Source organism: Gottfriedia acidiceleris (genome assembly GCF_036421055.1).
Classification (GTDB): domain Bacteria; phylum Bacillota; class Bacilli; order Bacillales; family Bacillaceae_G; genus Gottfriedia; species Gottfriedia acidiceleris_C.
The window spans coordinates 132942-154418 of record NZ_JAZGQS010000006.1 but is presented as its reverse complement, the minus strand read 5'-3'; the positions used below and the strand labels follow the sequence as shown (position 1 = coordinate 154418).

At 31.9% G+C, this 21477-nt stretch carries 17 protein-coding genes and 1 riboswitch; of the genes, 13 read left to right on the top strand and 4 right to left on the bottom strand.

All coding sequences use genetic code 11. The annotated features are described in order from the left end of the window. Positions 1–455: 455 nt before the first annotated feature. The 3 genes from RAH41_RS11290 to thiT form a co-directional block, all read right to left on the bottom strand. Positions 456–908: a Dps family protein gene (locus RAH41_RS11290; RefSeq protein ID WP_331222580.1), complete on the bottom strand. Its 453-nt coding sequence runs from the start codon at positions 906–908 to the stop codon at positions 456–458. Positions 909–1312: 404 nt separating this feature from the next. Then, positions 1313–1468, bottom strand: coding sequence for a hypothetical protein (locus tag RAH41_RS11285; RefSeq protein ID WP_331222579.1), 156 nt, complete (start codon positions 1466–1468; stop codon positions 1313–1315). A 353-nt stretch (positions 1469–1821) separates the two neighbouring features. After that, positions 1822–2403: an energy-coupled thiamine transporter ThiT gene (gene thiT, locus RAH41_RS11280; protein ID WP_331222578.1), complete on the bottom strand. Its 582-nt coding sequence runs from the start codon at positions 2401–2403 to the stop codon at positions 1822–1824. 220 nt (positions 2404–2623) lie between these two features. Then, positions 2624–2728: riboswitch (TPP riboswitch) on the bottom strand. A gap of 352 nt (positions 2729–3080) precedes the next feature. Here thiT and RAH41_RS11275 point away from each other — a divergent pair. Genes RAH41_RS11275 through RAH41_RS11265 form a run of 3 tightly spaced genes read left to right on the top strand, consistent with a single transcriptional unit; the run spans position 3081 to position 5009 of the window. After that, positions 3081–3557, top strand: a complete 477-nt coding sequence (locus RAH41_RS11275; protein ID WP_331222577.1) for a low molecular weight protein-tyrosine-phosphatase — start codon at positions 3081–3083, stop codon at positions 3555–3557. 13 nt (positions 3558–3570) lie between these two features. Beyond that, entirely contained in the window at positions 3571–4110 is a 540-nt protein-coding gene (locus tag RAH41_RS11270; protein WP_331222576.1) for a hypothetical protein, read from the top strand. Between the two features lie 17 nt (positions 4111–4127). After that, the gene (locus RAH41_RS11265) at positions 4128–5009 is read left to right on the top strand and encodes a YihY/virulence factor BrkB family protein (RefSeq protein ID WP_331222575.1); all 882 of its coding nucleotides are present in this window, start codon (positions 4128–4130) and stop codon (positions 5007–5009) included. 308 nt (positions 5010–5317) lie between these two features. Here the strand turns inward: RAH41_RS11265 and RAH41_RS11260 are convergent, their stop codons facing one another. Continuing rightward, a complete protein-coding gene (locus RAH41_RS11260) occupies positions 5318–7237 on the bottom strand; it encodes a heavy metal translocating P-type ATPase (RefSeq protein WP_419471594.1) in 1920 nt (639 codons plus the stop codon). A gap of 921 nt (positions 7238–8158) precedes the next feature. On the opposite strand from RAH41_RS11260, the gene RAH41_RS11255 reads away from it, so the two are divergent. From RAH41_RS11255 to RAH41_RS11210, 10 genes are all read left to right on the top strand, one after another. Then, entirely contained in the window at positions 8159–9655 is a 1497-nt protein-coding gene (locus RAH41_RS11255; protein ID WP_331222574.1) for a helix-turn-helix domain-containing protein, read from the top strand. A gap of 536 nt (positions 9656–10191) precedes the next feature. Then, positions 10192–10896, top strand: coding sequence for a WxL domain-containing protein (locus tag RAH41_RS11250; protein ID WP_331222573.1), 705 nt, complete (start codon positions 10192–10194; stop codon positions 10894–10896). Between the two features lie 118 nt (positions 10897–11014). Further along, the gene (locus RAH41_RS11245) at positions 11015–12022 is read left to right on the top strand and encodes a DUF916 and DUF3324 domain-containing protein (RefSeq protein ID WP_331222572.1); all 1008 of its coding nucleotides are present in this window, start codon (positions 11015–11017) and stop codon (positions 12020–12022) included. Next, positions 12019–14340 carry an L-type lectin-domain containing protein gene (locus tag RAH41_RS11240; RefSeq protein ID WP_331222571.1) on the top strand — a complete coding sequence of 774 codons (2322 nt, stop codon included), beginning with the start codon at positions 12019–12021 and terminating at the stop codon, positions 14338–14340. The genes RAH41_RS11245 and RAH41_RS11240 overlap by 4 nt, the downstream gene beginning before the upstream one ends. Positions 14341–14682: 342 nt before the next feature. Further along, positions 14683–15837, top strand: a complete 1155-nt coding sequence (locus tag RAH41_RS11235) for an SH3 domain-containing protein (RefSeq protein WP_331222570.1) — start codon at positions 14683–14685, stop codon at positions 15835–15837. 142 nt (positions 15838–15979) lie between these two features. Continuing rightward, positions 15980–16924 (top strand): DMT family transporter, encoded by a 945-nt coding sequence (locus tag RAH41_RS11230; RefSeq protein WP_331222569.1) that lies wholly within the window; start codon positions 15980–15982, stop codon positions 16922–16924. Positions 16925–17044: 120 nt separating this feature from the next. Next, positions 17045–17977: a sugar ABC transporter permease gene (locus RAH41_RS11225; RefSeq protein ID WP_331222697.1), complete on the top strand. Its 933-nt coding sequence runs from the start codon at positions 17045–17047 to the stop codon at positions 17975–17977. Next, a complete protein-coding gene (locus RAH41_RS11220; protein WP_331222568.1) occupies positions 17977–18807 on the top strand; it encodes a carbohydrate ABC transporter permease in 831 nt (276 codons plus the stop codon). The genes RAH41_RS11225 and RAH41_RS11220 overlap by 1 nt, the downstream gene beginning before the upstream one ends. A gap of 15 nt (positions 18808–18822) precedes the next feature. Next, positions 18823–20094 carry an ABC transporter substrate-binding protein gene (locus tag RAH41_RS11215; RefSeq protein WP_331222567.1) on the top strand — a complete coding sequence of 424 codons (1272 nt, stop codon included), beginning with the start codon at positions 18823–18825 and terminating at the stop codon, positions 20092–20094. A gap of 231 nt (positions 20095–20325) precedes the next feature. Further along, positions 20326–21372, top strand: a complete 1047-nt coding sequence (locus tag RAH41_RS11210; RefSeq protein WP_331222566.1) for a LysM peptidoglycan-binding domain-containing protein — start codon at positions 20326–20328, stop codon at positions 21370–21372. Positions 21373–21477 lie beyond the last annotated feature (105 nt).

Here is a 21477-nt window from a genome sequence, read left to right as displayed (position 1 = left end):
CATTTTCTGTAATATATAGTCCTTTTCGACTAAAAATCAATCAAAATTCGGATTAACTAGTAAATTAATAGGGAAAAAATGTCACAATGATTCGATAGAAAGGTTGATAGATTAAATAAAATAAGGGAGAGTAAGGGAAATACAAAATGAAAACGTTTACAAAATTGTTGATAGAGTAGATAAAAAGATGTGTTTGAAAATAAAGGAGAAATAAAGAAGTTTTTGTCGGAAATTGAATTAATTTAGCGGAAAATATATTTTCAATGTACAATTTGTAGTTTTAAATTCCTAGTTCAAAATACCTGTTTTTACGCGGGAAAATAAGAAATAGATTAAAAAATAGAAGTCACTTCTAAAAGCTTAAATAAGAAATGAAAAAAGCAGTATAAAGATAAAAGGATGAATCATCCATTTTACTTTACACTGCTTTTCTTAATTCAATCTTAAGTTTTAATTCAATTTAAGTAGGCTGTTAACATCCAAACATGCTTTGCAAGCTGTTCTCGAATGGCTAATAGTAAATCATGAGTAACTGAATCATTTTCAGCCCCTGCAATTTCCATACCATCTTTTAATTCTTCAATTAAATATTTATAGTCCTTTGTAATGTCCTGGACCATTTCATCAGAAGTAATATTCTTATTTGCTTCTTTAAGGCTTGAAGTATCAAGATACTCTCTCATTGTTGCTAGTGGTTTTCCACCAATTATTAACACTCGCTCAGCTAGTTCATCAATATGTAAACTTGCCTCATTGTAAAATTCCTCAAATTTAGTGTGTAGAGTGAAAAAATTTGGACCTTTTACATACCAATGATAGTTATGTAACTTTACAAATAGAATATTCCAGTCGGCTATTTGCTTATTTAGCACATCAACAGTCGTTTTTGAGATGGATGATGTATCCATTAAAATCCCTCCTCTAAAAGATGTAAAAGATTAAAAAACCATATAAACCATCTTAACTGATATTGAGTAAAAATAGTCATGGTAATATTTGATAGCTAAGACAACAATTAGTAAAATTAACGTTAAATTGTAAATAACATAAATTTGAAATCAATTGAACGAATGTATTGCATTAATATCAAATTGAAAGTGATTTTGTAATTATAATTGCATAAATTATGTTGAATTTTTTTTGTAAGTTATAAAACATATTTAAATAACAAAAATGACATGTCTATAAATAAGATACAAAATAGATTAATAGTGATTATACAATTATTCATCGGAAATCAGTTAATCTTCGTACATTTCAATAGCATGAATTTGAAATAGAAAACCCCATCTAATTTGATGGGGTTTGAAATCTATGAATGAGCCTTTTCTTCAGGAAGGGAAAGCTTTGGATCGATTCTAACTGCATCATCCTCATTTAACGCATTTTTTAATACTAAGAAAAATGAACCAGTCATACCTAATAGAATGATAAAGTAAAAGAAAAAGATGAGTACATCATACGCCAATGTGTATACCCCCTTCGAAAATTTTCTGTATTCATATATATGATTGAAGGTAAGGACAGATAACCAAAATTCACAAAGTGTTCAAAATTCAGATGAATATTTTTGAAATGGTTGTTGTAGGGGATTAACGAGAGAGAGGAGTGAATCTGTGTGTTGAAATCCAACGTGAATAATCTCGAAAAAACGAACACAACGTAACATGATAGATAAAGTTACGTCGTGTTCGTTGATCTATTAGTGATTTTCATTGTTATATGGCATAAACCCGTTGAAAGCTGGTTTGATTTTTAAAACCAATTAGGAAAGCGACAAGCTGCTAAACTTGTCGCTTTTCTTCCTATATATAAATTGTTTTAAGCTGTATGATTATGATTTTTCTTAACATGAACAAGAACTGGTGCAGAAGAAAGTAAAATGATTAATAGAACTGCACTTATAATAAAGGAAGGAACCATATACCAAGCATTATATACTAATGAATAAAGTGAAACTGGAGTTCCTTTTGGAGCGTAAGAACCGTAGAACACAATACCAGCAATAAAATGGCAGATGAACCGAGCTAACGAGCCAATAAAAGTTCCTAATACGATATAAGCTGCAGTACTTTTTTTATTGCCATTTGCTAAACTATTTTTTATTTTTTTGTATACAAGACCAGCTAATCCTAGACTTGTAAATGCTACAATATAGTCTAAAAATACTTGGATTGGATGAACAAAATATAGCTTAGTAACGATTTGTAGTGCTGCTAATAATAGACCGGTAATTAACCCTTGTTTTAATCCCCAACGAAAAGCAATTAGAAAAACTGGAATCATTGATAATGATACAGAGCCACCTTGAGGTGCAGTAAACAATGGTAAGAAATCAAAAATAATTGCTAATGCTGCACACATCGCTATTTCTGTCATTAATTGAATTTTTGATGTTTTCATATATATTTCCCCCTTTATCTCGTGGACAACTTATGTAGTGAAACACTTTGTAAGTAATGATGTCTGGGCAATTAGTCACTTTTTATAATGTCTAGTTTCAGCGCCTTGCCCTTTGTGGTGTTGGGGCTAAAGCGAGCAGCTTCCACATTTCGTAGTAGGGAGATATCAGTAGGAATAAATAAAAAAAGCAATACTGGGTAGCATGATGATCCCGGCGTTGCTTTTCATCGTGCCACATCCCTACGTTAGTACTAACTAACAGGTTCAGAGGGTAAGAATAGCTAATCTATTCACTCTCAGCCCAATGGCTCCCCTTGTGGTTTTAGCTTACATTTAGTTGTCTTTACTAAATATAGTCAAGGTGATTTAAAAATACAATTAATTTATCTGTAAAAATTAAAAAAATTTGGCCATTGTTAATGGAATCTGCATAAGAATCTCGAAAAACATTAACAGGGTTAACTTTTTAGATAATCATTAAAATTATTTTAAAAAAATGAGTGTAATCATCGATATTATGTAAAAAATAAGCATTATAACTTTTATCTTATTTATACTGGTCATAAATTATTCACAATGGCTTGCTTTTCAATTTAAAATTTACCGTGTAGAATGAATACGAAAGAAATAGCTAAATTTTGGCATAAAGTGTAAATAATTTGAAGGAGACATTTTAGATGATTCAAGTATTATTTGTCTGTTTAGGTAACATTTGTAGATCGCCAATGGCTGAGGCTATTTTTCGTCATTTAGTGACAGAAAAAGGGTTAGATAAACAATTTATGATAGACTCAGCTGGTACTGGAGATTGGCATTTAGGTCACCCTCCACATAAGGGAACACAAGGCTTATTAAGTGAAAAAGGTATAAATTGCGAAGGTATGAAAGCTCGAAAAGTGACAGAAAATGACTTTAAATATTTTAGTTATATTGTTGCTATGGATGCACAGAATAAAGAGGATTTAATGAATTTAGCAAGAAATAATTGTATAGGAGAGATTTCACTACTTTCAGATTATGTTCCAGCATCAATGTGGAAGGAAGTGCCTGATCCATATTATACGGGTAATTTTAATGAAGTATATGACATCATTACAGAAGGATGCACTCATTTACTTCAGCATATTTTAAAGCAACACCAATTAACAGTTTAGAGGAGGATGTAGAATGTCAAAACGTAACAAAGCTTTACGCAATATTCTAGTCGGAGTCGCAATTGGTGCAGGGGTTACTCTACTGAACAAGGAAAATCGTGAGAAAATCTCACGAAAAGGAAGAAGCGTAACAAATAAATTAAATCAAATCAAAGATGATCCAGAAATCGTAAAAGGTGCTGTTCGAAATCAGTTGAGAGTAGTACAAAACTCAGTTGAGAAATTAGAAGGCAATGTGCAGATTGTAAAAGATAAATGGATAGAAATTAAAGATTCAACATTAAATAAGTTCGATAAAGGCTCTTCTAAAGTGTCAGAAAAAGCAGTTGAAGCTGTAGAAGAGAAAATTGAAGATTCAATCGATCTAGAAGAAGGTAAATCGCAAATTTCTGCGACTTCACTAGAAGTAAATCATGAAAATGAATCTTCTGAAACTGACGAGCAGTTAGAAGCTACTCTTGAAGGTATTGAAGATTTAACAGATGAAAATGCAGATGAAGTGCAAGAGAAGGTAGAATCAATTTTATTGGCAGGTAATACATCTAAAGAATAACAATTGAAGGTGTCAATTTGATTAAGAAAAAAAATTCTATTGTAGCATTTGTTTGGGATTTAGTGAAAAAGTGTATGGAAGACGAAATAGTATCTCGTTCAGCAGAGTTAGCATATTACTTAATGCTATCTCTTTTTCCATTTCTACTTGTTCTCACTCAAGTAGTAACTTATTTACCACTTTCTACTGATCAAATATTGTCATTCTTGAGTCAATATGCTCCGCCAGATGCTATGGCTATTATTCGAAGTAATTTGCAGTTAATAATCGGGCAATCACATGGTGGAGTATTATCAGTAGGGTTAATTGCAACTATTTGGGCTGCGTCGAATGGGATTAATGCAATCATCCGAGCACTTAATGATGCGTATGATGTAGAGGATAAACGAAATTACTTTGTTACAAGAGGAGTTTCAATTCTTTTAACAATCATTATGATTTTTGTCATTGTCTTTGCATTATTAATTCCAGTGTTCGGGAAAGTAATTGCTAAGTCTGTATTTCAATTTTTAGATATATCTCAGGATTTCTTATTTACTTGGAGCTTTATTCGTTGGTCACTAAGCTTTGTGATCCTAATGATTGTATTTACTGTCCTATATTCCATTGGGCCGAGTAAAGTAGTTCACATTAAAAAGGTATTTTTTGGTTCACTATTTGCAACATTTGGATGGATTATTTCTTCATTTGGATTTGCTTTTTACGTTGATAACTTTGGTAATTACACAAGTCATTATGGTAGTTTAGGTGGAATTATTGTCTTGATGATTTGGTTTTTTATTTCGGCAATGGTTGTAATTATTGGTGGAGAGCTTAATGCATTAATAAAGCAAAGACAATATGGTAAGCACAAAGCTAAACCAAAATTAATTGACCCAAATAATCCAAATCCAAAATAATTTCTTCTATAATCAAATGGAGTTTTCTTCCATGAGTAGTCTTACTTTAGAGAGGTAAACTAAAAAAGACTTCATTAAAGGAGGAACTTTAAAATGAGCAATAATAAGAAAAATCATAATGATAAATCGAATAAGAAACAAAAAAGTAGCTCTCATCCAAAGGGCAAAACTAGCGGTTCTGCAAACGGACATAATGATTACCATTAATTTTTAAACTGAATTGAATAGTCGCTTTTCCTGCTAGAAAGCTTATTACTAATTCAGTTTAGAAGAAAAAAGCATCGTACAATTTTGTACGATGCTTTTTGTTAGTCTCTTAATAATCTTAATGAGTTAAGAATAACTAAAATTGTACTTCCTTCATGTCCGATTACTCCATAAGGTAAATCAATGATTTGTAGGAAATTTGAGCAGATAAGGAATGCGATTACGCTTAGTGAAAAGATAATATTTTGTTTTACGATCTTGTTCATGCGTTTAGATAAAGTGATTGCTTTTGATATTTTTGTTAAATCGTTTTTCATCAAAACGACATCTGCAGTTTCTAAAGCAACTCCAGTGCCACCACCCATTGCAATTCCTACATTTGCAGTTGCTAGAGCAGGGGCATCGTTTATACCATCACCAACCATTGCAACTTGGCCGTAGTTGTCTTTTAGCTTTTTAACAATCGAAACTTTCTCATCAGGTAAGCATGATGCAAAGTATTCATTGATTTCACTTTCGGCAGCAATTGCTTTCGCCGTTTGTTCTGAGTCACCTGTAATCATGACAGTTTGAACACCTAATTTATTTAAAGTAGATAAGGCTTGCTTTGATTCGTTACGAACTAAATCTTTTAATGAGAAAATAGCAACAACTTTATCTTGGTTTCCTACATAAACAATTGTATTTCCTTCTTGTTCCCATTGTTGTTCAAAGTGAATGAGAGGATTTTGTTTCATTGTTACGAATTCTTTTTTACCTACTCTGTACTCAGAACCATTTAAAATCGCTGAAACACCGAAACCAGGATGGTCATCAATTTGTTCAAACGACGAAGATACTGTGATACCTTGTTTCGTAGCGTATTCAACAATTGCTGAAGCTAGCGGATGTGTTGAGTATCTTTCAATTGAAGCAACGATTGATAATAACTCTGTACGATCAAAATCTTCTATTTTCTCAAAACCAGTTACCTCTGGCTTACCAATTGTTAAAGTACCAGTTTTATCGAAAGCGATTGCTTTTAACACACCTAATCGCTCTAAATGAATACCACCTTTAACAAGAATTCCCGACTTTGCTCCATTCGAGATTGCAGATAAAACAGCTGGTGTAATTGATGCTACTAATGCACAAGGTGACGCAACAACTAGTAAAATCATTGCTCGATAAAATGTTGTTGTCCATGACCAATCTAAAGCAAAATGCGGTAAAAACATCATGAATAAAACGGTAATTAATACTCCTTTTACATAAACACCTTCAAATTTTTCAATGAATTGTTGAGAAGGAGTTTGTTCACTTTGAGCTGTTTGAACAAGATTAATGATTTTTTGGAAAAGAGTCTCATCACTATGTTTCGTAATTTCTACGACTAACGTGCCTTTAATATTGATTGTTCCTGCAAACACTTCATCATTTAAGTTTTTAACAACTGGAACTGATTCCCCTGTAAGAGCAGCTTCATCTACTAATGTTTCTCCTTTAACGATCTGACCATCAGCAGGAATACGTTCTCCAGCCTTAATTAAAATATAATCACCAATGTTTAAACTTTTAATACCGACGACTTCTTCAACATCATCGACTAATCGAATTGCTGTTTGTGGCTGAAGAGATAATAGTGAAGAAATCTCTTTATTTGTTTTATTTAACGTATAGGTTTCAAGTGCGCCACTTAATGCAAATATGAAAATCAGTACGGCACCTTCAGTCCAATAGCCAATTGCAGCTGAACCAACTGCCGCAATGATCATTAGCATTTCAACATTTAGTTCCTTTTCAGCAATTGTATCTTCAATACCTTCCTTTGCCTTTGCATATCCTCCAATACAAAATGCTAAAACATATAAAATGATTGATAGGATTGAATTATCGTTTTTAACAAATGAAGCAATTAGAATTAATACACCAGAAATTAAAGCGGCAATTAATTCTCCATGTTTTGAAAGAAATGATGTAGATTCCACATGGTCGGCTTCATATGTACTATGAATCGTATTAACTTTTGAACTTGCTTCCATAATAAATACCCCTTTCTTATTTTCAATTGAGAAAAATAATCAAATTCATTATCCTTATTAAACGACGAAAGCTGCCGTCCTAGGACAGCAGCGTACATTTTATAAGACCTTACTATTTATTTAATCTCTTAGATGTGTAGTCACAGATTTCTTATTTAAAATAATTCTTATTAAATATATATTACCACATTACTTTAAATGTGAAATAAAAATTTGCTTTTAAATTAAAAATTTTATAATAAATATGGGAAATGAAGGTTAATGGAGACAAACTTCAAAAATGGATGATTTATCTAAAACTCCAAAAATGAAATAATAAAAATTGAACATGAGATTTGAATAGTCAATAAATACCTTAGAATAAAAGCATTACTCGAAATAACAAGCAAACAGTTAATACAAATTAATCTATTGGTGGGAAAATATATGATTAGAAAATCTGCTAGTTATAAAACAAATATTGAAGAGCATAGAGCAAGATTATATAAATTAACTACCTAAAGGACCCCGAGGTTGTACAGTTAAGCCAGCTACTAGATAAAGAAATAAACAAGCTGCAAATTCCGAATAATAAAATCTTCAGCAAAGAATTAGAGAAGTTTAAAATGTAAAATAATTGAGTACCAAATCTCGATCAATTTTATAAATAGATGAGAAGAAGGGGATCATGAGATAAAAAAATTGTCGTTTTTTATTTCATAATTAAAATCAGACGTTTTGTTTATGGAATACTCCTATTTTTTTATTATGATACGATAGATAAATTACAATAGTTTAATAACTGTTTCGAAAAATTTGGTTTAGGTGATAATAATAATAAGATGTGTTTGTAGAGCTTAATCTAACCACTGAAACTTTCTTTAGAAATCTATGATTAAATTAATATTTTTTTATGAAATATAAATATCTGGGGGAATATTAGTGCACAGGTTTATGGGGCGTTACGGAGACTTAATTATTCATTTTTTTAACGGAGATCATTGGCACAACTTAACAGATTTATCATTAAAAACGGGTTTCTCTAAAAGTACAATATGGAGGGATTTAGAATTTTTGGAGACTGTCCTGCCAAAAGGTTGGCAATTTGAGAAAGACGATACGCGAGGAATTTTTTTGAAAAAGCCAGAAAATGGTACTTTGGAAAATTTACTTGGACAAATAAGAGATCAAAACGAATACCTTCAAATACTGAAATTAATTATTTTAAATAATGGAGTAGATATAACTCAAATAACTGAAAGTGTTCATATAAGTCGGTCAACCGCTTATAGACATCTTGAAAAAATAAAACAATTGATTAATGAATCGGGGATTTCCTTATCCGTCAGTCCTTTTAAGTTGGAAGGGGATGAGAAGGTAATACGCCATTTTATCTTAGGTTTTCTACAGTTTATGGATTTTGATCCTGAATTGGAATCAGATCAGAATATGGATGCTAAAAATTTTCAATCCAAATTATTAGAGTTAGGTAGTAAATATTCTGTTTCATTTAGAACCGGAGCAGTAGATAGACTATCTTTATATTTATTTATTTCGAATTTACGGGTTTCAATGGAATATTATGTGAAATTTCCACTAACTATCACGATAAATAGTATCGAATCAAGGTTTATGGATTTTGCTAAAGAATTAGTCCAATTTATGGTTAAGTGCCCGAATAGAGAGCTTCAATTACAAGAAATGTATTCATATGTAATTTACTTAATAAGTGAAGAAAAACCGCCAAATCGTTCGGAATATATTAAATATGCTAGAAGTATTTTAAGAACCAAAAGAGGATTGCCTGTTCTTGAAACATTTAAGATTCTCGAAGAACATATAGGGTTTAATCTTTCAGAGGATGAACTAATCGTTTATTATTGGTTTCAGAAAATAAAAAGAATGTTAATAGAAACTGAATTTGGAATTGGTATGGGAAGAGGATATTTACTACAATATGCTCCTTACTTCGAATCAAATCCGTTTTATAAAACTGTTGAGGAGATTGTGACTAGAATTTGTATTGAAAATGATTTAAAACCAAATGAACATGATATTTTGGATTTCTTTCTTCTTGTTCAAACTTCTTTATTAAGGAAAAAAGATCGTTTTTCTATAAATACGGCATTAATTTGTAGATCGAATATAGAAAAAAATTATGTTGAATCAGTACTAAAATATCACTTTTGTCATGCTTTAAGTATAACTAAAACAGATGCATTTACAAACGACTATAGACAAAAGTACGACGAATATGACTTGATTATTACTACAGATTCAAAGGTGCTAGAGTTTAATCACGTTCCAAGTATAACAATTTCAGCAATACCATTACTTTCTGAATTAAATAAAATACGAGCGTTTATTGATGAAAAGTTTGCAGAACTATACGGTATAGATGCATCAATCATCTATCCGTTTACTGATATTAAACAATAATGATTGAACCTTAATAAGTTTGTAAATGAAAATACTTATTTCTTTATAAAAAAGAATCTTCTTTTCCCTTATTCAAGGGTGAAAGTAGGATTCTTTTTAAATGGATTTAAATTCCAAGTCCTGATTACTTAAAGAATTAAGCTCATGTATAATTTCTTTCTTTTCTGACTTAATGGTTGTTTATACACTCTACCATTTTTCAATACCTCATAAGATTCCTCGATTCGGATAATTTTTAGAGAATAATGAAATTTTATCCCTTTTTTCTCCGAAGTAAACCGTGTCATCTACATTTCCATGTTTAAAAAATACAACGTTTTTAAAGTGAAATAAAAAAATTCATTTTTGGGACAAATAACATCCTTTTAGTTTTTTTTATTAAAGTATAAAATTTCTAATTACCTTTTTATGGGACCCATTCATATATTTGAATTTCTTTTATGGAATAAATCATTTCGTATAAGAAATTTTAGCTCTTCTTTTTTTTTGTAATATGTAATTAGAACGTTTACTAAACAAAAGGAGAGAGAAAAGAAATGGAAGAAAAAAATGGATTTAAGTTTAAAAAGGTAATTGGTGGAGGGCTCTTAACAACTGCAACAGTAGTATTATTTGCTACAAACCACACATTCGCTGCAATAAATCCAACTGATGTTATATCAAGTCCAGATGGAAAAGGTGCAACGACTTATGGACACGTAAAAATTATACCAGGGGATGGAACTACCGGACCGGTTGATCCAGTTTTACCTAGTGAACCAGGTGGAGAAACTGGAAATACTGGTTCATTAACAATTGACTATGTAACACCTTTAGAATTTGGAACACATCAAACAGAAGGTAGTTCAATCGTTGTAAATACAACTTCCCAAAATCCAAACGTTCAGGTAACAGATGTTCGTGCAACAGGTGCCGGATGGACACTACAAGTTACGGCATCACCATTTGTAGAACAAAATGACAATACAAAAAAATTAATCGGTGCGACATTAAGTTTCCCTGCAGGTGAGGCGTTGAGTACGGCTGGTAATGTAAGCGAAGCACCTACAATGCGAGCGATCACCCTGAATACAGATCAATCTGCATCTGATATTTTAATGACAGCCCAAGCAAATCAAGGTATGGGTACTTGGGTAGATAAATTAGATCCAACTCAAATTAAATTAAAGATACCTTCTGGAAACTTAGAGGGAGATTATGTTTCAACTTTGAATTGGACATTATTAGATGCTCCGCAATAAAAAATGATGTGATGAAAAAGACCGACTATTAGTAAAGATTAAACTTGGATAATGGAATAATTGTCTAAGTTTAATTTTGTTTATGAACATCTTTGAGTATACAGGAGGTTAGAATTGAATGAAAAAATGGTTTTCTATTTTAATGGCTGTATTTATTGGAATCAGTTTTATTAATCTAAATTCGGCCTATGCTAGTTCCATGAATTATTCGGTTAAAGCTGACATTCCTGAAAATCAAATGAATGATAAAGTATCATATTTTGATCTAAAAATGAGCCCAGCTAAGAGCCAAATAATTTCATTAACAGTTCGAAATGAAGAAAATAATCCGATTGAAATAATGATCGAGCCGAATACAGCTATTACTAATCAAAACGGGGTAATCGATTATAATCGACATAACTATAAAAAAGATTCGTCTCTAAAGTATGCATTTTCGGATATTATTACAAAAAAACAAAAAGTTGTACTAAAAGCTAAAGAAACAAAGAGAGTCTTTTTTACAATTCAAATGCCTAAAAAGTCATTTGATGGAATTATTTTAGGTGGCTTTTATATTAGTAAAATAAACAATGAACAAGAAATAAAGAAGCAGAGTAATGTCCAAGTAAAAAATGAATTTTCATATGTAATTGGTGTAAAGCTTTCTGAAACAGAAGCGATCGTACAACCTAAATTAAAATTAAATAAAGTAAAAGCAGATTTACTAAATTATCGAACTGTAGTGACAGCAAATATACAAAATACTGAGGCTACGATTATTAATAACTTAAACATGGAAGCTAGCGTTACAAAAGAGGGACAAAAAAAGAGTCTACACAAAAGTAAAAAAGAAAATTTATCAATGGCACCAAATTCTAATTTCGATTTTCCTATTAGTTGGGATCAAAAAGAATTAAAGCCTGGAAAATATCATTTGTATATTACTGCAAAAGATAAAAACCATGTTTGGAAATTTGATAAAATGTTTGAAATCAAAGATAAAGATACTGAATTAAATAAGCAAGCAGTAGAGCTAGAAAAAAATAATTATCTTATCTATTTAGGAATTGGCTTACTGTTTCTAATTGTTTTCGTTCTTATATTTTGGTATAGAAAAAAGAAAAAAGAAGACGATCTACCATGAAAAAATTGGTTAAAAAATTTTTTGTTATTAGTTTATTATGTATAGTTACTTTTTGTATGAATATACCAAGCGCTATGTGGCTAAATACAAAACGAGTTGAGGCTGCAAATGAAAATAACCCTCCTTCAAAAATTAATCTAAAGAATATATTCACGACTCCTTCAATTTCGAATAGTGCTGTTGTTGGAGAGAGTATTGTTCAAATTACACCAAATACCACCTATCAAAAAGGGGGAATTTGGTCAACTGAAAACAATAAAATGGATTTAACAAAAGATTTTAGCTCTAGTATGTATATGTATTTTGGAAACCAAGGATCCAATGCTGGAGATGGTATGGCTTTTGTAATGCATAATGATCCAAATGGTACGAATGCCCTTTCACCTAATACAGGCTCTGGACTTGGAGTTTATGCTGGACAAACCAATGGATCCTCAAAAACGAATGGAATACAAAAAAGTTTTGCCATTGAGTTTGATACATTTATTAATAATCTAGGCACAGATGGTTATTTTGACACAAATGTAAAAGCAGGAAATCACGTCGCTTGGAGTTATCCAGGTAAAAGTGAAACTTATATAGATTACAATGTATTATTAGATTATAGACGGACAATGAAACATAACAATGTAGATGGAAACGTAGGTGTTCAATTTGTTCCGGGAGGTTTATCGAACGATAAATGGAGAAAATTCACTATCAAATGGGATGCATCAAATTCTAGTCTTACTTATCAATTGGAAGGGCTAAATCCTGTAGTAGTACCAATAAATGTTCAAGATGTATTCGGATCAACGAGTGTATATTGGGGATTTACCGGTTCTACAGGTAGTCGATATGAATTAAACCGAGTTACTTTTGATAGTGTACCAGGACTTGTCGATGCAGAAGTAGGTGAAACAATTACAAGGTCTGATGGATCAATCGTAGAAGATCAATCTTACGCTTCCAAAGGAGAAGAATTAACTTATACAATCAATGCAAAATATCTTTCTGGTAAACAGGATTGGCATAATATTAAATTGAAAACCTTGTTGAATAATTATGTTACCTATATTCCTAATACTTTAGAAATTGGTGATGGTAGTAATAATATTAAACTAGATGATGCAATCTGGAATGATAAATCATTAACCGTTAACATACCGAATTTAAATACAAACAATCATGTTGCAACTCTCAAATTTAAAGTAAAAGTTAATAGTGTAACAGAAGACACGCTGGTTTCTGAAGAATCCATCTTCGAAGGTGATAATTATATTACGCATACTGAATTAAGCCAATTTATCATTAAAAAAAATCAAGCTCCTATAGTGAAAATTAATGATCAAGAACCGATTCATTTACTAATAGGAGAAGATTATGATGTAAAAGGAACATGGTCAGACGAAGATAGTAAAACAAATTCTCTGTATTTTATAATAAATGGAAACTTAATGAATGTTGAGAGCGTAGACAATGGCGGCTCTCCTACCTCTCAAGAATGGAGTTATTTAGTATCAGCAGATAATTTAAAATTAGGTGAAAATACTTTCCAAGTTTATTCAAAAGATGATGAAGGTGTTATTTCTACACAGGAAGAATTAAATATCGTTGTAGAAAGTCCGCCAACTATTTATTTAAATGAAGCTAATAATGAAATTCCATTGGATTTTGGCGATCATTTTACGCTAAATGGAAGCTGGAGTGATCAAGATAGTGAACAAGTAGATTTATTCTATGTAATAGATAATGAGGCTCCTGTGAAATTTGCTTCTAACGTATCAAACTCATCTAATAAAGGTGAATATGTTGATTTTCAATATACTGTTCCTAGTGAACAACTTTCGATTGGTACACATGAGATTGCCGTCTATAGTATAGATGATTCAACTCGTCAATCAAATCAAATGAAGTTAACTTTAAATGTTTCATGTGATTTGAGGTTTGAAACAGTATCAAATAATGTTAGTTTCGAAACGGTTAAGGTCTCAAATAAAACCACTATTTCAAAACGGAATGATGATTGGATAATAAATGTAAAGGATTCTCGTGGTTCTGATTCTAGGTGGCGGATGACTGCAACCTTAGTAGAAGAATTTTTAAATGATAAGGGTCAGCTCTTAAACGACGCGTTAATTTTTATTGATGACAAAGGAATAGAGACGACAATGAAGCTAGGAGTACCGATGAGCGTCTTTGAGATGGAGACAAAAAGTCAAAAAAACATTTCGGTAAATTGGCAATCAGATCAAGGTTTGTTATTAAAAATAAATCCTTCTGTACATGCCGGGAATTATACTGGAAAAATCGATTGGACCTTAGTCGACGCTCCTTAAAAATATAACGTGGTAAAGCTTGTAAAAGAGCCCGATCTAACTATAGGGCTCTTTTTTTGTTGTCCAAATAAATTCATTATCTTGTTTAAAATTAAAAACAGTGAGTGTCTAAATAGAAATCAAGCATTTTAACTTTGAAAATTTATTAATAGAGATATTCATTAAAATTAAATGGAATTTATTAAAGAATTTTAAGCAACAAACCGATATTTATACAGTGAGCAAATTAAATACATATTTGTTATTACATTAAAGACTTATTAATAAAGAATTCAACTATTTCAAAATTAAAAAAGTATAGCAAATATAAATAAAAATAAAAATAAAAAGTGAGTGGAGATTTTGAAAAAAAAACTTATACAATCGATTGCAATCATAGGATCTGTTTCATGTATTAATTCGATGGATCTATTAGAAGCAGATGCAGAAAGTACAAATACAAAGCAACCTGAAGTAATGATTTCATATGTGGATCATTATATTTCAACAGGGGACGGAGTGCGTATTCGTTCAGGCGCAGGAACGAATTATCGTATTTTAGGAAGTGTTAATAAGAACGCTAAATTAGATGTCATATCTTCCTCAAATGGTTGGTATAAGATTAACTATCATGGAACAATTGGATATATCATAAGTACTTATGTTAAAAAACAAAGTAGTAATGTTGAAAATGAAAAAATAGAAAGCAATACCTTCAATTTTATCTCAACAGCGGACGGAGTACGTATTCGTTCAGGCGCAGGAACGAATTATCGTATTTTAGGAAGTGTAAATAAGAATGCTAAATTAGATGTTAAATCTTCCTCAAATGGTTGGTACAAGATTGTTTATCAAGGAAGAATTGGTTACATTAGCGGCAATTATGTTCAGAAACAAAAGTTAATTGAAGATGAAAAACCAGTATACAATGCGATTAAATATAGTGTAACTGGAGCAAGAGTAAATATTCGCTCAGGTCCGGGAACGAATTACAATCTAATAGGTAGTGCGACAAAAAATCAGAAGGTAGATGTTATTTCAACTTCAAATGGTTGGCACAAGATAAACTATCAAGGGAAAATTGGTTATATTAGTGCAAAGTATACGGAAAAAGAAATTGAACATACAAACGTAACGACTAGTGATGAGCAAAATATGCTTTCTTTTGCAAAACAATTTATAGGAGTTCCTTACAAATGGGCAGGGGTAACTCCTTCAGGTTTTGATTGCAGTGGCTTTATTTATTATGTCCTTAAAGAAAATGGTAAGCCATTTGGACGAACAAATGTATCAGGTTATTGGCATAACAATACTTTATTCCAAAAAGTAACATCTTCTCAGCCTGGTGATTTAATATTTTTTCAAAATACATACACGTATGGACCATCACATATGGGAATTATGTTAAATGAAAATGAATTTATTCAAGCAGGTAGTAGTACCGGCGTTACGATTTCTAATCTAAATGACTCATATTGGAAAAGTCATTTTTTAGGGTATAAGCGAATAAAATCATAATTTAAAATCTTCATAAAGAGATTTCCAACAATTGTCTTTAGCTTCAGGCCTTTCTTAGGAATCAAACAGATAGAAGGAATGCCCTATAGATGATAGAATAAACTGTATTCTATAGAGAGAAAAAGGCTTATGGAGGGAAACAATGTCTGCAAAGAGATTTTTTACACATCCTTTGGGAGTGATTGCATCAGCGGTTATTACAACTTTTTTATGGGGAAGCGCATTTCCGTTTATTAAGCTAAGTTATGAGCATTTGCAAATTGGGAAGAATGAGATTTGGAAACAAATGATTTTTGCGGGTTATCGTTTCTTTTTGGCATCATTATTGATTTTACTATTTTTTACGATAATTGGTAGAAAGTTAACTTTTAAGCGTGATACTTTTTTTGTAGTAGGTAAAGTAGGTTTGTTTCAAACGTTTTTACAATATGTGTTGTTTTATATCGGATTGAGTTTTTCAACAGGCGTTCAAGGCTCGATTATTGCTGGAACTACTTCGTTTTTCCAACTTTTAGCAGCCCATTTTATGTATAAAAATGATCGGTTAAACTTGCGTAAGATTATAGGTGTAACAGTAGGGTTTGCGGGTGTAATTATCGTGAATATCACAAAGGGCACCCTTTCCTTACATTTAGGTATTGGCGAGATTTTATTATTATTTGCAATGGCGTTTGGTGGCTATGGTAATGTACTTGCTAAGGAAGCTGCAAAGAAAGTGGATGTTGCCTATTTAACGGCTTATCAAATGATGATTGGTTCGATTGGATTATTATTAATTGGCGGTTTAACAGCAGGATTTTTACCGTTCCACTTTGATTTAAAAACGTTTGGCATGCTAGTTTATTTATCGATACTTTCATCTGTAGGTTTCATACTTTGGAACAATGTCATGAAATATAACCAAGTTGGAAAAGTATCAATGTACTTATTCTTAGTTCCTGTTTTTGGTGTAATTTTATCATCAATCATGCTAAATGAAGTGTTATCTTATCTTGTCTTTATTGGTTTAATGATGGTTACGTCAGGTATTATTATTGTGAATTATCAAAAGGATCAACGTAGCACTCATATGAAGAGTGCGTCTTGATTTAAAATAGAATGCATCCCGAATAAAAGCAACTCTCCTTTTTAATAATAAGGTGGAGTTGCTTTTTTTTGTAGACCGATATGGAAGGAAGGTACATAGTTGCAAAAGTTTGATAAAGCAATGAATGAAGAAGTTGAAAAAGTTGTAGATGATGCTACTGACTATAAGGTCTCCTATCGAAAGAAACGTAGAAATAGTGGAAGTTTTATCGTATTTGTTGGTCCAGCCTTTCTAGTATTTGCAACTTTAGTTCTGATTCCGTTTTTAATGGGTGTGTACTATTCCTTTACAAACTGGAATGGGGTAGTTGGAAACATCCAGTATGTCGGTTTTGATAATTATAAGTACATATTTACGCAAGATGCAGACTTTAAACAGTCTTTTATTATTACGACAAAGTATACGTTTTTCGCTGTAATCTTAACGAATTTGATTGGCTTTGGTTTAGCCCTTTTAGTTACTAAGGGGCTTAAATCAAGAAATATCCTTCGAACGATTTTCTTTTTACCTAACTTAATAGGTGGGTTATTACTCGGTTTTATTTGGCAATTCATTTTTAATAAGGGTCTCACTTCATTAGGAGCTGCGCTAGGGATTGATTCTTTGATGCAGTCATTGTTAGGTACTGCAAATGGAGCTTTTTGGGCAATCATTATTGTAGCCATCTGGCAAGGTGCAGGTTATATCATGATTATTTATGTAGCTGCACTGCAAGGAGTACCTCAGGAATTGATTGAAGCAGCTCAAGTTGACGGCGCAGATCGTTTTACAACTTTAAGGAAAATCATCATTCCAATGGTAGCACCAGCTGTAACTGTCTGTTTATTTTTAACAATCTCATGGTCGTTTAAAGTATTTGATCAAAATTTATCGCTTACTGGTGGTGGGCCATTTAAATCGACGGAAATGCTTGCGTTAAACATTTATACAGAAGCATTTGTAAACAATCGTTACGGATTAGGGGAAGCAAAAGCAATTGTCTTTTTCGTCGTTGTCGCAGCTATTTCAATTCTCCAAGTTTACCTAACAAAGAAAAGGGAGGTTGAAGCATAGTGGAAAATGAACGCTATACTGGACTGATTTTTTTACTTGAGCTAGTTGGGATCATTTTAGCGATATTTTTCCTCGTTCCCTTCTACTATGTTTTAGGAAACTCGTTTAAATCCTTTGCAGATATTTTGCAAAATACATCATCGCTACCAAAATCCTTAGATTTTACAAATTACTCCCAAGCGATTGCTGTCATGGATTTCTGGAGAGCTTTATTGAATTCTTTGATTGTAACAGTAGGCAGTAATGTGATTATCGTTTTATTTTGCTCAATGGCAGCTTATAAACTCGTTCGCACAAGGCATAAAGTTTCAACGATTATTTTCTTTATTTTTGTTGCAACAATGGTAATACCTTTTCAATCCATTATGATTCCACTTGTTAAAGTTGGAAGTACACTTCATCTGATGAATAGTCATTATGGACTTGTTGTGATGTATTTAGCGTTTGGCTCAGCACTTTCAATTTTTCTCTATCACGGTTTTATAAAAGGTATTCCAATTGAGCTTGAAGAAGCAGCAATTATTGATGGATGTTCGCCATATATGGTGTTTTGGAAAGTGGTGTTTCCTTTATTAAAACCGATTACCGTAACAATTGTTATATTGAATACTTTATGGATTTGGAATGATTTCTTGTTACCATCTCTAGTTTTGCGTGATGAAGAGCTACGTACTATACCACTAGCTACTTTTTATTTTTTTGGCGCGTATACAAAACAATGGAATTTAGCACTTGCCGGATTAGTATTGGGAATTACACCATTAGTAATCTTTTTCTTCGCTGCCCAAAAGCAAATTATCCGAGGTATTACAAGTGGCTCAATAAAGTAAGTTAAGGAGGATCATATGAATAAAAAATTATTTAAGTCGATAGCCGTTTTATCAACTAGTATGTTGTTGTTTACTGGATGTAATAATAAGAAAGAAGAAACAAAAAAGCCAGTTGCTAATGAAAAAATTACATTAAATATTTTTCAATTTAAAGCTGAAATTGCAAAAGATCTAGAGGCTTTAGCAAAGGAATATGAAAAGGAAAATAAAAATGTAACGGTAAAGGTTCAAACAGTAGGCGGAGGTGCAGATTATGGAGCAGCATTGAAAGCTCAATTTGCATCAGGAAATGAACCGGATATTTTCAATAATGGTGGATACCAAGAGGCCGTTACTTGGAAGGATAAACTCGAGGACCTGTCAGATCAAGATTGGGTGAAGGATTTATATCCAGAAACCGAAAAACCGATGACAGTTGGTGGGAAATTACTCGGAATGCCTATGAACACGGAAGGCTATGGATTCATTTACAATAAAGATTTATTTGATAAAGCTGGTATTACACAATTACCAAAAACATTAACTGAATTAGAGGCAACAGCAAAAAAATTAAATGACGCTGGCATTACGCCGTTTTCAGTTGGATATGGTGAGTGGTGGATTTTAGGTATTCATTTGTTAAATATTCCATTCGCACAACAACCAGACCCTGATAAATTTATCGCCGATTTAAATACAGGCAAAGCAAAAATCCCTGATAATGATAAATTTAAGGAGTTTATAAAATTATTTGATTTAACAATTAAATACGGAAATAAAAACCCATTAACAACAGATTACAATACACAAGTTACAAACTTTGCATCTGGAAAAACAGCTATGATGCAACAAGGAAACTGGACACAAGGTATGATTGATGGCATTACACCAAATATGAAACTCGGTCTATTACCAATTCCGATTAACGATGACAAAAATGCAATGGACAAAATCCCTGTCGGTGTACCAAATAACTGGGTAGTTAACAAAAATTCAAAAAACAAAGAAGAAGCGAAGAAGTTTTTGAATTGGATGGTTTCTTCTGATATAGGTAAAAAATATATCGTCGAAAAGTTTAAATTCATCCCAGCAGTTAAAACAATTGAAGGAAAAGGCTTAGGCCCAATTGCCGATGATATTCAAAAATACTCAGCTGAAGGTAAGGTACTTTCATGGAACTGGTTTAAGTATCCAAACGGTGCAACAAATGAATTTGGTGCGTCAATGCAAGCATATGTTGGAGGGCAAAAATATCCACAACAATTACTCCAATCGCTTCAAGATACTTGGGATAAGTTAAAGAAATAATAGAATAAGTAGAAATTTAAGACAAACCTTATTTCGAAATAATTTCGAATGAGGTTTGTCTTTTATTGTGTAATTTTTAAGGTTTGATTTGTCAATGATTTTTCTAATGGAAGATTTTATGTGATGAACAGAATTAATTATCGTGATATAGTAATTGGAGTTGCTGAATCGAAATGAAATTCCTGAGTTAACCTAGATCAATAGATTAATAGTAAGGGAGAGTAATCAAATATGAAAAAATCGATTAAACATGTTATTTTATCAACTGCGATTGTCTTTTCTTTAGGAACAGTAGTTGGACCAGCGAATGCTGCTACTGTTGTTTATAAAGTTAAAAAAGGGGACACGCTTTATAAAATTTCTAAAACATATAAAACATCTGTTACACAGCTTAAAAAGCAGAATAGATTAAAATCAAATACAATTCGAATTGGGCAAAAATTATCGATTCCTGTTAAGTCGAAAGTTGCGACAAAGAAGCCAGCAACACAAACGATTGCTCCAGTAAAGCTTCCTGCAAGTGAATCAGTTAAAAAGATGGCACTAGAAATCACTTCATGGTATGAAACATCTTCATCTGAGACTGATGCATTTGGTTCAACAAGTGGTAATTTCGATGGTGCCGGACTATCTTTTGGCGCGCTTCAAGAAAACTTTGGAACAGAAACGTTACAACCAATTATGAAAAATATGTTCGCAAAACATAATGATGTTGTCCTTAAAGCTTTTAAGGGAGATACGGATTCTTATAATACATTTAAAGATGTCATTATGAACAAAACGACAAAAGAACAGGTAGCTTGGGGAGATTCAATCAGTGACCCTAATAATAAATACCAAGTTGTAGAACCTTGGAAGACTTACTTTAAAAATCTAGGTACGAGTAAAGAATGTATTGATGAACAAATTAATGCTTCAAAATGGTACTTCGATCAAACAGAAAAGTATTACAAAACATTCGGATTATGGACAAAAAGAGGATATGCACTAATGTTTGATATATTTGTTCAAAGTGGTGCGATTTCAGATAAAACGAAAAACCTAATATTAGCTGACTTTAAAAAAATTGATACAAAAAACATGACAAAAGAACAAATCGAAACGAAAAAAATGAATATAATCGTTAATCGACGCGCTGCAGATGTAAATCAACAATGGAGAGAAACATGGAAATCTAGAAAATCAGTAATTGCGAACGGCAGCGGAACTGTTGTTGGTTATGGAGACTTCTTTGATGTAACTCCGTATGGTGCGACGTTAACACATGTTAATAAGTAATTTTTTTGATGAGGGAGTCCGAGATTTTGGACTTCCTTTTTTATTTGTTCATTGATTATCTTACATTTTTTTATAAGAAATATGGGATTTAATTTTCTTATGGGA

Excerpts from the sequence above, each read along its gene's own strand:
- RAH41_RS11250 (WP_331222573.1), top strand. The coding sequence starts at position 10,192 with ATGGAAGAAAAAAATGGATTTAAGTTTAAAAAGGTAATTGGTGGAGGG.
- RAH41_RS11240 (WP_331222571.1), top strand. The coding sequence starts at position 12,019 with ATGAAAAAATTGGTTAAAAAATTTTTTGTTATTAGTTTATTATGTATA.
- RAH41_RS11225 (WP_331222697.1), top strand. The coding sequence starts at position 17,045 with ATGAATGAAGAAGTTGAAAAAGTTGTAGATGATGCTACTGACTATAAG.
- RAH41_RS11275 (WP_331222577.1), top strand. The coding sequence starts at position 3,081 with ATGATTCAAGTATTATTTGTCTGTTTAGGTAACATTTGTAGATCGCCA.
- RAH41_RS11260 (WP_419471594.1), bottom strand. The coding sequence starts at position 7,237 with ATGGAAGCAAGTTCAAAAGTTAATACGATTCATAGTACATATGAAGCC.
- RAH41_RS11290 (WP_331222580.1), bottom strand. The coding sequence starts at position 908 with ATGGATACATCATCCATCTCAAAAACGACTGTTGATGTGCTAAATAAG.
- RAH41_RS11230 (WP_331222569.1), top strand. The coding sequence starts at position 15,980 with ATGTCTGCAAAGAGATTTTTTACACATCCTTTGGGAGTGATTGCATCA.
- RAH41_RS11270 (WP_331222576.1), top strand. The coding sequence starts at position 3,571 with ATGTCAAAACGTAACAAAGCTTTACGCAATATTCTAGTCGGAGTCGCA.
- RAH41_RS11245 (WP_331222572.1), top strand. The coding sequence starts at position 11,015 with ATGAAAAAATGGTTTTCTATTTTAATGGCTGTATTTATTGGAATCAGT.
- RAH41_RS11215 (WP_331222567.1), top strand. The coding sequence starts at position 18,823 with ATGAATAAAAAATTATTTAAGTCGATAGCCGTTTTATCAACTAGTATG.
- thiT (WP_331222578.1), bottom strand. The coding sequence starts at position 2,403 with ATGAAAACATCAAAAATTCAATTAATGACAGAAATAGCGATGTGTGCA.
- RAH41_RS11210 (WP_331222566.1), top strand. The coding sequence starts at position 20,326 with ATGAAAAAATCGATTAAACATGTTATTTTATCAACTGCGATTGTCTTT.